An 11658-nucleotide genomic window follows, 5' to 3' on the forward strand; every position below is an offset into this window, starting at 1 on the left:
CCTCAATGCTCGATATGGGCGCCGGCGCTCATATCGACCGCCGCCAGAAGTTCGGCCTTGTTGGAAAAGTAGCAGTACAAGGTTCCCTTGGAAACATTGGCCCGGTTCGCGACGTCTTCCATCCGCACGCTTTCGATTCCGTGTTCGGCAATGGCGGCTTTGACGGCAGCCAGGATCTCAACCGGACGGTCGTGCTTGCGGCGCTTCCAGCTCCGCAAGTGCCGTTTGGGCTTGCCTCCTTCGGCCGCCTCCAGGGGTTCGGTCTTCTTGTGAAAAGCAGAGGGGCTCGCAGCAGCAGTTGGCTGGCTGGCCGGCGTGATCGATTCTGCGAATTTATCAGCCATACTCATCTTCTCGTTCCTTTCTGCGCGCAGCGTGCGAGTGCGTCTTCCTGGCGCTATACCAATGCTTCCCGTCATGCTGCCTGGGGTTACAGCCATAACTTCAGTGTCCGATATGCGCGCCGGTGCTTTTCGGCGGGCGCGGGGCGATCCAGACGAGGACCGCCGCGACGAGCGTGATGAGGCCGAGGCCGAGGAAGGTGTTGTTGGTCGCCTGCATCACGCTTTGGCCTTGCGCCACCAGATCGACCATGGCGCGGGCGTGTTCGCCGTCCATGCCGGCGTTCTGCGCAACTTGAATGGCACTCGAAGTGTTCTGCATCGCGCCGACAAGTTGGTCCTTGCAGGCCTTGATCTGATCGTTCCAGGCCGCCACCACCACGGCGGTAGAGATCGCGCTCGCCAGCGTGCGGACGAAATTGAACTGGCCCGAGCCGTTGGCGATATCCTTGTCGTCGAGCGACGAGGTCGACATCTCGATCAGCGGCACGACGGTCATCACCATGCCGGCGCCGAACACCAGTTGCGGCCACATCAACTGCCAGAAAGTGATCTGATCGCTGTAGACCACGCGCATCAGGTTCGCGGCGGCCACCAGGATGAGGCCGACGAACACGATCCCCCGGATGTCGTACCGTTTCATCAAAGATGTCGTGATCGGCGCGAAAATCAGCATGGTGACGCCGGAAAGCGCCGCGTTGTATCCGGCCCAGGTGGCGGTGTAGCCCATGTTGGCTTGCAGCCACATCGGCACCAGCACGATCGAACCGCCGAACATGGTGCTGAAGGCGATACCGATGACTACCATCGACACGGCGAAGGCTCGGTTGCGGAAGATGCGCAAGTCGACGATTGGCTTGAGGTCGGTCCATTCCCAGATCACGAAGCAGATGAAGCCGACCGCCGCGATGATACCGAGGACGGTAATGAACTGCGAATTGAACCAGTCCTTGTCCTGGCCATTGCCGAGCATGATCTGCAGGGCGCCCACCCACACCACCAGGAGCGTGAGGCCGATATAATCCACCTTGGCCTTCTCGCCCTTCGTTTCATGCGGCATCAAGATCCGCCAGGCGAGGAAGGCGATGCCCAGCGCCAGAGGCACTTTGAAATAGAAGGCCCAGCCCCAATAGACATTGTCGCCGATTATGCCGCCGATCACCGGGCCGGCGATCGGAGCCAGCACGGAGCCCATCGACCACACCGTCAGCGACAAGCTCATGTGGCGCTGGGGTACGGTCTTGAGCAGCAAGGTCTGCGACAGCGGAATCAGCGGCCCGCCGCAGATGCCGAGCAGCACGCGGAAGGCGATCAGCATGTCGAGCGAGGTCGCCATGCCACACAACAGCGAGAACACGGCGAAGCCGACAATGCAGGTGGTGAAAACCTTGACCGGCCCGAAGCGACCGGCCAACCAGCCGGTGAGCGGCACCATGATGGCTTCCGCCACCGCGTAGCCGGTAATCACCCAGGTGCCGTTCGACGGCGAGGTCGCCAGCGAACCGGCGATATGCGACACCAGCACGTTGGCGATCGTGGTGTCGAGGATGGCCAGGAAGTTGGCCAATGCCAACACAATCACGACCGCAACGAGTTGCATGCCATGGGGTTCGCTGGAGTGCCCGATGCCGCTCAATTACTTGGCTCCGCTTATTTCGAAACGTCGACCGAGGCGGCCATCGACAAGCCGACCCGCAGGGGATGGGCTTTCAATTCGTCCGCCGCGAGCGTGATGCGCACCGGCACGCGCTGCACCACTTTGATCCAGTTGCCGGTCGCGTTTTGCGCGGGGATCAGGGCAAAGGCCGAACCGGTTCCGCCGGCAAGACCCGCGACGCGGCCGTGGAATTTCACCGACGAGCCGTAAAGGTCGGCGGTGAGTTCTACCGGCTGGCCGGGGCGGACTTTCGCAAGCTGATCTTCCTTGAAGTTGGCGTCGACATAGACCTGGTCGATCGGAACCACGACCATCACCGGCACGCCGGCCTGCACGCGCTGTCCGACCTGCACCGAACGCTGCGAAACGATGCCGTCCACCCGCGCCCGCACCACGGTGCGTTCGAGATTCAGCCGGGCGGTGTTGAGGGCCGCTTTGGCCGCCAGCACTTCGGGATGGCTTTCGACGGTCGTATTCTGAATGAGCGCTTCGGCGGCGTTCAAGGCGGCTTTGGCGGCTTCGAAATTGTTCTTGACCGCCGCCAGTTCCTCGCCGGAGACGGCGCCGTTTTTGACGAGGCCCGTGCGGCGTTCGTAGTCGAGCTTGGTGCGCTCGTAGTCGGCTTTGCGCGCATCAAGGGCGGCGAAGTAGCCCTGCACCTTGCGGATCGTCAGGCGGTAGGCCGCGTCGGCCTGATCGACCGCCAATTGCGCATCGGCCGGATCGATCCTGAGCAGCACATCGCCGCGTTTGACGCTTTGCGCGTTCTGCACCAGGACTTCTATGGCTGTGCCGCTGGTGAGCGGGGTCACCTGAGCGCTGGAGGCCGCAACATAGGCATTGTCGGTGCTGACATACCGCGTCCCCTCGACAAACCACCAGACCCCGCCTGCGAGCGCGGCCGTTCCCAAAAGGACGCCGAGAGCCGCGAACGCCCGTTTGCGCATCTGCTTTTTGCGATCGGCCTCCGACGGAGAAGGCACAGCATCGCCGTCATGCCAAGCTGGCTCACTCATTGGAACAAACTCCTTAGTTTTGCTTTATGGCTGCGCCGCCGAGGGCGCGGACGAGTGCGATGTCCGACGCAAAGGCGTTGGCCTCGAGATCGGCGACGGCACGGCGCTGCTGGATGAGCGAGGTTTCCGCCGTGAGCACGTCGATGTAGCGGGCCAGACCCTTGCCGTAGCGGGCCTTGATGACGGCATAGGACTGCCGTGCCGAGGCCAGCGTATCGCGCGCGTGCATCAACTCGGTCTCGGCGCTGCGGCGGTTGGTGTAGGCATTCGCCACGTCGCGCAGGGCGCCGGTAAGCGTCATGTCATAGGCGGCCACGGCGGCGTCGTAGTCGGCGCGCGCTTTGGTATAGATTCCCGTCAGCCGCCCGTAGTCGAACAGCGGCAGGGTGATCGCCGGGCCGAACGAGCCCATTTCCGAGCTGGCAGTCAAAAGAGTCTTGGCGTCGAGCGTCATCACGCCGAAGTTCCCGACCAGATCGATGTTGGGATAGAAATTGGCGTTCGCCACGTCGATGGCCGAGGCCGCGGCTTCGGCGCGCTTTCGCGCCGCCACGATATCGGGGCGCCGCCCGATCAGATCGATGGCCAGGTGCGGCGGCAATCCGGCGGGTTTCAAAACCGCGGCGTGGGCCGGCGGGGTGATCGAAAGACCGCGATCCGGGCCTTTGCCCATCAGGGCCGCAAGCTGGTTGCGGGTATTGGCGATCAACCGCGCCACGACATCGGCCTCGGTCAGGGCCGCCGAGACCTGGGCTTCGGCCTGCGCCAGTTCCCCCTGGTTCTCGAGATGGTGATTGAAGCGCTGCCGCACCAGTTCGGCACTTTCCTGGCGCTGATGCACGGCTTCAGCGGCCAGATCGCGTTCGGCATAGAGCTGAACGAGATCGGCATAGACCGTCGCCATCGCGGTAGAGAGCTGAAGCCGGGCTTCCGCTTCATCGGCTTTGACCGCTTCGGCGGCACTGGTCGCCGCAGCCAACGCCGCCCGGTTCTTGCCGAAGAGATCCAGTTCGTAGCTCAGACCGGCCGACAGGCTCGCCATGTGATGCCAGCCTTTTGGGATCGCCGCACGAAAGCTCTTGCCCATCTGATTGCTGCTCATCTCGTATTCCTGCAGCGATCCGGAGGCATTGAGCGTCGGCCACAGATCAGCTTCGGCAATTCCGGCTTCGGCCTCGGCGGCGCGCACGCGCGCGGCGGCAACCTTGAGCGACGGCGAATCCTGCAAGGCTTCCGCGATCAGCGCATCGAGTTGCGGGTCGCCATAGGACTTCCACCAGTCTTCCTTCGGCCAATCCGCGACCGGGGCCTTGAAGCTTTCGGTAGTGGCGAACTCCGCCGGATCCTGCGGCACAGGTTTGTCGCCCAGGTTCGGTGCGCAGGCGGCGAGCAGAAAGAGAAGGGCAAGGGCGGCACCGTTGCGGGCACCGCCCTTGATACCCCCCGCTCGGCGGAGGGGGTGTGGCCTTGCAGTGGGGTTTGCAAAGCCATCCGCACGGCTTTGATCGGGGGATATGGGCTGCATAGCGGCTCTTGAAATGAAGGCTTCCGTTTAGTACGGTACTGTACCGTACCAATTGGAAATTGCCGGAAGCCGACATGAGAGTCAATAAAAAAATGTACGGTACCGTACCGTTCCAAATTCGCAGTTAATCATCGGTTTGAATGGGAATTTTTCTCAACCCGGCCGTGCCGTTAGCCGTAAGCGGGAGGAGTGTTGCCTCCCGCTATCGCCTCGTTCGGGGCGTGAAAAATGGATTATGGTACGGATCTGGTCAGACGGAAGTAGCAGGTGTGAAGATGACAGATCGCGTGAAACGCGATGACCGGCGGGAGCAAATCATTGCCGTGGCCCGCCAGGCCTTTATTCGCGACGGCTATGCCGCCACGTCGATGTCGAAGATTTCGGAGGAGGTCGGCGGCTCGAAACGCACGCTCTACAGCCTGTTCCCCTCCAAACAGGACCTTCTCATCGCAGTGGTCGACGCTGAAAGCGCGCGCCTGTTCGACGAGCTTTACAATTTTACTCCGCCGGTCAGCGATCCACGCACGGCGGTGGCGCTGTTTGCCCAGCGTTTTATCTCCATGCTCATATCGGACGATCTGGTCGAGTTCGAACGCATGATTATCGCGGAATCGAAAAGGATTCCGCAGCTCGGACAGGCCCTCAATGAATTCGGCGTCAAGCGCGGTATCGAGCGGCTCGCTCCCTTGGTGGTACTGGCGGTCGAGAAGGGCTTGTTGGGCCGCTGCAATCCTCGGCACGCGGCGGAGTTCCTGCTTGATCTTTGCGCCTGCCACCTGCCGCGGTTGCGGTTGTGGAATGTAATCGAAGCCACCACGCCGGATCTGATCGAGAAAGATGCCTATCGCGTGATGATCGCATTCCTCTCCGTGTACGGCACCGACGAGGTGGCACGCGAAGTCCGACATCTCGTCCGCACTTGACCGGCGTCGGGGCTGCCAAGGCATCGTAGCCGGGCGGTCGCACAAGTAGGATCGGCGGCTGTCGTCTTGTCTACAGTCGTAGCGACCACCTTTTGGCTTTCGAAATCGTCGCGCCCTTCGGCATCGCCTGCGCTCGCGGCAGAGCCGTCCGTGACCGCGCGGTGTCGGAATCTGTTTGTTTCACGGGATCGCACCGAGGTTCGGCCTCCTCGGGGAGGGATCGGTGCAAATTCCCCAGTTACAAACGATTGCATAGAGGGCCGGGAGCGCGTAGCATAATGACAAATAAACGTCGTCGGCATGCGGCGAAACAGGGAGAGACATTTCGATGAAAAAGGTTCTGCTGGCGCTCGTTGCTGCCATGTTGGCCGCGACAGCCTCGTTGGGCGCCGTCACGGTCGAGCGGGAAGCGGCGGCAGGCGGAGGCACAGACAGCGAGCCTTCGGCGACCAATGTCCCCGGAGCTGCGTACCCCCGGATTTTTCGGGATAAGCGAGTGGAGTTTCGCATTGTGGCGCCCGCCGCGAAGGCGGTCGCGGTGGAATTGCTGAGCGGCAAGCGCTTCCCGATGACCAAAGACGCTGGTGGCAGCTGGAGCGTTGTCACCTCACCGTTGGTTGTTGGGTTCCACTACTATTCGCTCAACGTCGACGGTGTTTCGATGAACGACCCAGGAACAAACACGTTTTTTGGCGCCAATAAGGCCATGAGCGGCGTGGAAGTACCGGAAGACGGCGCGGCAGCGGATGTTGTCGCCGATGTGCCGCATGGCGATGTCCGCATCCGCATTTACAAGTCCAAGGTCACGGGGCAGTGGCGCCGCGCTTTCATCTATACTCCGCCTGGTTACGACCGGGACGCCGCGCGCTATCCCGTGCTCTACCTGCAACACGGCAGCGGCGAGAACGAAACCGGCTGGACCTTCCAGGGCCATGCCAACTTGATCTTGGACAATCTGATCGCCGCGAAGAAGGCCGTTCCGATGATCGTAGTGATGAACACCGGCTATGCCTCCCAAGCCGACGGTCCGTTCGTTGCGCCGCCATCGTCTTCGCCGCACCGAAGTTCGGCCGATTTCATGACGTTCGAGCGGGTGATGACTGACGACGTCATTCCAATGGTCGACTCGACGTTCCGCACTATCGCCGATCGCGATCACCGGGCGATGGCGGGGCTCTCGATGGGTGGCATTCAGGCGACCGACTACGCTACCCGTAATCTCGATCTGTTCGCCTATATCGGCGGGTTCAGCGGCTCGATGGGATTTCTTGAGCCAGAGGCGCACGATCCGGCAACGGCGTTCGGCGGCCGTTTCAAGGATGGTGCGAGCTTCAACAAACACGTCAAGCTGCTGTGGCTCGGCCTTGGTACGGCGGAGGGACCGCGCTTCCAGAAAGGGATGGGTGCGTTCCGATCTGTGCTGGACAAAGCCGGCATCAAATACGTCTTCTTCGCGTCGCCCGACACCGAGCACGAGTGGTTGACCTGGCGCCGCGATCTGAACGACTTTGCGCCGAGATTGTTCAAATAGGGGTGGCGGACCGCCGCTTCGCGTTGGATCTACGGCGAATATCCTTCGCCGTAGATCTCGCGACTTAGCGAACCCGCAGAACCATGACGCCGTAAGGCTTCAGGGAGATTTCCTGCAGCGATTTCGCAGGCCGCTGCTGCGGCGAGTTCAACAGCACCGTCACTCGCTTACCGTGAGCCGGTTGTCCTGCCAGCGCGATGCGAATCGTCTGCGGCGCGGCGGTGAAATTGCATGCGAAGACCACGCTTTCTTCGGCGGTGCGCCGTTCCCAGGCCAACACATGCGTATCGCTGGTGTTCAGCATGACCTGTTTGCCGTCACGTACTGCTGCGTTGGTCTTACGCAAGGCGCCGAGTTGGCGGTACCAGTTCAGCAGCGATTGCGGTTCGCCGTTCTGAACCGCGACGTTGACAGTGGTTTGCGGTGGAACCGGTAGCCAGGTCGTGACCCCCGCCGGAGAAAAACCCGCATTGGCCCCTGCTATCCACTGCATCGGCGTGCGTTCTCCGTCGCGGCCCTTGTCGTACGGCCAGCCCGTGCGTCCCACCGGATCGCGTACGTCCTCCCGGCGGACCGGCGGTGTGGTGGCCATGCCGATCTCGTCGCCGTAGTAGTACATCGCCGCACCGCGCGCACCGAGCAGCACGCTGGCCAGCACGCGGCCGATATCGTCGTTGTGGATGCCGTCGCCATAGCGGTCCCAGCGTGGATGGTCGTGATTGTCGAACACGAACAGGGCCGGATTGCCATCGAGGCCGTTCTGCACTTCGGCGATGAAGTCGCGAAAGCGGGCGACATCCAGCTTGTCGATAAACGCCCCCTTGAGGTCCATCGGCAGGTGCAGCTCGTCGTCCTTGGCTCCGTACAGCTTCCTGAGGTCGGCAACGCTCTCGACGTGTGTTTCCCCGATCAGCACGACTTCTTTGTTCGAGGTTTCGTCCACCACCTTGCGGAGCTGGCGCAGAACGGCGTGCGTTTCGGGTCCATAGCCGTTCCGTGTGCGGTTGAGCTTGGGATTGCCGAACGTGTCCAACACGGGTTTACCCGTTGCATCGGTGACGATGGGCTCGTCGCGCAATGCAGGATCTTCGAACAGAGCGCTCACGGCATCGAGCCGGAACCCGGCGACCCCGCGCGCGATCCAGAAGCGCAACACGTCCTCCATGGCCGCGGCCACTTTCGGATTGCGCCAATTGAGGTCGGGCTGTTCGGCATAGAACCGGTGCCAGTAGTATTGGCCGGTTTTGGCATCGTAGTCCCAGCCTGGGTGATGGAAGGACGATATCCAGTTATTGGGCGGCTGGTTGGGACCCTTGCCGTCGCGCCAGATATACCAATCGCGTTTGGGACTGTCGCGCGAGGTCGCCGACTCGACGAACCAGGGATGCTTGTTGGACGTGTGATTGAGGACGAAGTCGATAACCACGCGGATATTTCGCTTTTTGGCTTCCGCGATCAATCGGTCGAAATCGGCGAGCGTACCGTACGCCGGGTCGATATCCAGATAGTCTGAAATGTCATAGCCGAAATCGATCTGCGGCGAGGGGTAGATCGGGGTCAGCCAGATGGCATCGACGCCGAGCGATTTGATGTAGTCGAGACGCGCCGTAATCCCATTGAGATCGCCGATTCCGTCGCCGTTCGAATCCTGAAAGCTGCGTGGATAGATTTCGTAGATGACCGCGTTTTTCCACCACGGCGTGGCGGGCGCGGCCAGCCCCGCGCCGGCTTGCAGCAGCACCGCCAACGAAACGCCGGCGCAAAGTCTAGCAAATGCGTGCGACATGGCCTTCCTTTTCCGGGGTTGGCGCCGCGATGGTTCGGGACCGCTTCACTTGCCGGGGTGAAGAGTCTGGAAGCGAAGCTGGGCGGCGCGAGGATGAGTTTGCATGCCGAGGGAGCGGTCGAAGACCATGACGTCATCGCCGGTTTTGGTCACCGGCGTCCACGTCGGCAGGCCCGCGCCGTTGGGGTCCAGTGTCGTGGCGAAGTTTACCCAATAGGCCATCATGGCCGTCTGAAGTTTGCGGTCGTCATCAGGCACCGGTTTGTTCCAGTGGTTGAGAAGACCGAAGGTGTAGGGCAGTTCGGCACCGTGATCGGCACCCAGTTTCAGGCCGAACACCGGCTCCTCGCTGTTGTAGCCGCCGCGGTCAACGTACGAGAAATAGTAGAGGTATGCCTGGGATCCGGTGGCGGCGATCTGTCTGGCCAGGCTCTGTTCGCCGAACGCAGTCAAATCGGCGAGACGGCGTTGCTGGAATTCCTTCGCTTCCAGATCGCTGTTGCCGGGGTAGAGGGCGAGGAATGCCCCGGCATCGGCGCCATAATCCTTCTGTGCCTTTGCCATGTAGTCGCCGGCGGATAACGCCGACCGGATCGAGTGCTGCGCCTCGTCCGAATTGGAGCCGATCAGCACCGATACTTTGTTCTGCCTGCCTGCCCGATAGATTTCATCGGCGCTCTGCGGCAGGAACCGGCCGTCGACATTGGCGGAAACGGGCACACCGGTTTTGTTTGCCGCCAGCAGCTTGTCGGCCGACATGGTGCGCAAATCGGCCAGGCGATTGGCGCCTACCGAGCGGGCAAGTTCCACGCCCGCGGCTTCACCTTCTTGCAGCGACCGCATCGGCACCGCAGCGTAGTTGCTTCTCAGGCTTTGGATGATTGCGGCGCGGAATAGTCCCTTTGATAGCGGCGAGGCGACATGACTGGCGACCGAATAGGCGCCCGCCGACTGTCCGAAAATCGCGACCTTGGCCGGATCGCCGCCAAATGCGGCAATATTTTTCTGCACCCAGCGCAACGCCGCCACTTGGTCGTAGAGGCCGTAGTTGCCGGAGCTGTTGTGGCCGGATTCTTTGGATAGTTCGGGATGAGCGAGAAAGCCGAAAACATCCAGGCGATAGTTGAACGTAACGACCACCACGCCCTTCTTGGCGATCTCTTCGCCGTCGTATAGCGGTTCGGCTGCCGAGCCGACGCGCAAGCCGCCGCCGTGAATCCACACCATAACCGGCAGGCGCGCGGCGGCTGCATTGGCGGGAGTCCAGACGTTCAGATAAAGGCAGTCTTCGCTTCTAGGGAATTGGGCTTGTGGAAAAAGCTGGGCGCAGCCGGCGCTGAATTTGTCGGCTTTGCGCACGCCGCTCCAATTCCGTGCGGGTCGCGGCAGCGTCCAGCGAAGTTTGCCGATGGGGGGCTGGGCATAGGGAATGGCCTTGAAGGCGGTAATGGCGGCATCCCGTCCGGGCACTCCGCGCACCAAGCCGTTTTCGGTTTTGACCGGCGATGAGATCGCGGCTTGGCAAGGTGCCGTGGCCAGGATGGCGATACACGCAGCCCATGCGATTTTCATGAAAATCCTCCCTTTATCCAGTCGCCTGCCACCGGCGGCACTTGGAACCGTCACGCGCAGGTATAAGGCCCAAACTGGGCGATCACCCGGTCGGATTCGTCGGCGTTATCGGTGATGAAAACGTGATAGGTCTTTCCGCCGGGCGCCACGCGCACCACGACATGGCCATTCTGGCTTTTCATGTCGGCGACTTGCCGGTTGGCGATCCGGGTTTCCTGCTTCATCGCGGTTGAGAAGATATCTCGCGGCCCTGTGTTTAGCCGCGTTCCCATCATCGCATTCAGCGTGTCCATGCAGGGGTGCGCAGAATCCCATGCGAACAGCACGAAGACCCTGGGACGCAAGGCGCGGATAAAGCCCGGCCCACTGGCACCGGTGACGCCGTGATGGTCCATGACCGCGACCTCCACCGGACCGGCGATCTGCGCCACCGGCGTTTCAATGTCCTGCCATGGCGCTTCGCCGTATTGGGTTCCGCAGGTCAGATCGCCGCCGGTGAAATAGTCGAACGGGCCGTAGCTCAGGCGCAGCGCCAAGCTGCACATATTTTCGCTTGGATAATCGGCGGGTTTCAGGCTTGCAATCTCGGGAAAGAGGTGACGGCTTTCTTCGTTCACGCCGGTCCACACTTCGCCGTTGGCAGCCAGATTGCGGACCACGAAGTCGGGATAGCTCCTTGGCTTGTGCTGAAGCGCGATCTGCCGGGCGGAACCGACGCGGACACGCTCCACCGAACGGCCGCGCTTGACCTGGCTGGCGATGAACTTGCGGTAGTTGCCGGTCCAAGGATCATTCTGGGGAATGGGGTAGTCGTAGGTTGGATAGCAGCGGTCGATATAGCGGCGGATGGGAACGACTGCTTCGACGTCGGTGACGCCCGTCAGAAGATAATCATGGTCTTTGGACGGTGGCGAGCCGGCGGTGGTCTCGCCCATGTGATCGCCATGGAAGTGGGTCAGCACGAAATAGTCGATTTCGCCGTGGCCCGCGGCCTGCAGATGCCGCTTGGCGTAACGGCCGATCCACTCGCCGGGCCGGCGCGAGCCATCCGGTATGGGAGCGACGGTGTATTCCAGCGAGGCATACGTCGCGCCTGCATCGACCATCATGCTGGTTCCGTCCGGGCACACGATCAGCGTGGCGTTGCCGCGTCCGGTCGAGATGTGATGGATGTCGAGCGTGCCCGGCGTCCATGGCGCCAAGGGGCCGCCGGCCAGCGATCCGGTATGTGCTGCTGCGGAAGCGGCGAGTGCGCCGCCGCCAACACTCTGAAGCACGGTTCGCCGGCTGATGTGCGTGCTGTTCAT

The 11658-nt window shown here is 61.9% G+C and carries 9 protein-coding genes; 2 read left to right on the plus strand and 7 right to left on the minus strand.

Annotated features, from left to right (window positions below; translation table 11 throughout):
• Nucleotides 1-2 precede the first annotated feature (2 nt).
• From FHS84_RS15490 to FHS84_RS15505, 4 genes are all read right to left on the minus strand, one after another.
• Nucleotides 3-344 carry a TetR/AcrR family transcriptional regulator gene (locus FHS84_RS15490; protein WP_166935940.1) on the minus strand — a complete coding sequence of 114 codons (342 nt, stop codon included), beginning with the start codon at nucleotides 342-344 and terminating at the stop codon, nucleotides 3-5.
• 100 nt (nucleotides 345-444) lie between these two features.
• Nucleotides 445-1977, minus strand: coding sequence for a DHA2 family efflux MFS transporter permease subunit (locus FHS84_RS15495; RefSeq protein ID WP_166935942.1), 1533 nt, complete (start codon nucleotides 1975-1977; stop codon nucleotides 445-447).
• 14 nt (nucleotides 1978-1991) lie between these two features.
• A complete protein-coding gene (locus tag FHS84_RS15500; RefSeq protein ID WP_208393901.1) occupies nucleotides 1992-3014 on the minus strand; it encodes an HlyD family secretion protein in 1023 nt (340 codons plus the stop codon).
• A 13-nt stretch (nucleotides 3015-3027) separates the two neighbouring features.
• Nucleotides 3028-4452 (minus strand): efflux transporter outer membrane subunit, encoded by a 1425-nt coding sequence (locus FHS84_RS15505; protein WP_425061567.1) that lies wholly within the window; start codon nucleotides 4450-4452, stop codon nucleotides 3028-3030.
• A 227-nt stretch (nucleotides 4453-4679) separates the two neighbouring features.
• Here FHS84_RS15505 and FHS84_RS15510 point away from each other — a divergent pair, with 227 nt between their 5' ends.
• Nucleotides 4680-5462: a TetR/AcrR family transcriptional regulator gene (locus FHS84_RS15510; RefSeq protein ID WP_166935946.1), complete on the plus strand. Its 783-nt coding sequence runs from the start codon at nucleotides 4680-4682 to the stop codon at nucleotides 5460-5462.
• Nucleotides 5463-5790: 328 nt separating this feature from the next.
• Nucleotides 5791-6993, plus strand: a complete 1203-nt coding sequence (locus tag FHS84_RS15515) for an alpha/beta hydrolase (RefSeq protein WP_208393902.1) — start codon at nucleotides 5791-5793, stop codon at nucleotides 6991-6993.
• A 64-nt stretch (nucleotides 6994-7057) separates the two neighbouring features.
• Here FHS84_RS15515 and FHS84_RS15520 read toward each other — a convergent pair whose 3' ends face one another.
• Genes FHS84_RS15520 through FHS84_RS15530 form a run of 3 tightly spaced genes read right to left on the minus strand, consistent with a single transcriptional unit; the run spans nucleotide 7058 to nucleotide 11658 of the window.
• A complete protein-coding gene (locus FHS84_RS15520; protein WP_166935948.1) occupies nucleotides 7058-8779 on the minus strand; it encodes a glycoside hydrolase family 13 protein in 1722 nt (573 codons plus the stop codon).
• A gap of 45 nt (nucleotides 8780-8824) precedes the next feature.
• Nucleotides 8825-10351 carry a carboxylesterase/lipase family protein gene (locus FHS84_RS15525; protein ID WP_166935950.1) on the minus strand — a complete coding sequence of 509 codons (1527 nt, stop codon included), beginning with the start codon at nucleotides 10349-10351 and terminating at the stop codon, nucleotides 8825-8827.
• A 50-nt stretch (nucleotides 10352-10401) separates the two neighbouring features.
• Nucleotides 10402-11658 (minus strand): ComEC/Rec2 family competence protein, encoded by a 1257-nt coding sequence (locus FHS84_RS15530; protein WP_166935952.1) that lies wholly within the window; start codon nucleotides 11656-11658, stop codon nucleotides 10402-10404.

Origin of the sequence: Rhizomicrobium electricum (genome assembly GCF_011762045.1) — a bacterium.
GTDB lineage: Bacteria > Pseudomonadota > Alphaproteobacteria > Micropepsales > Micropepsaceae > Rhizomicrobium > Rhizomicrobium electricum.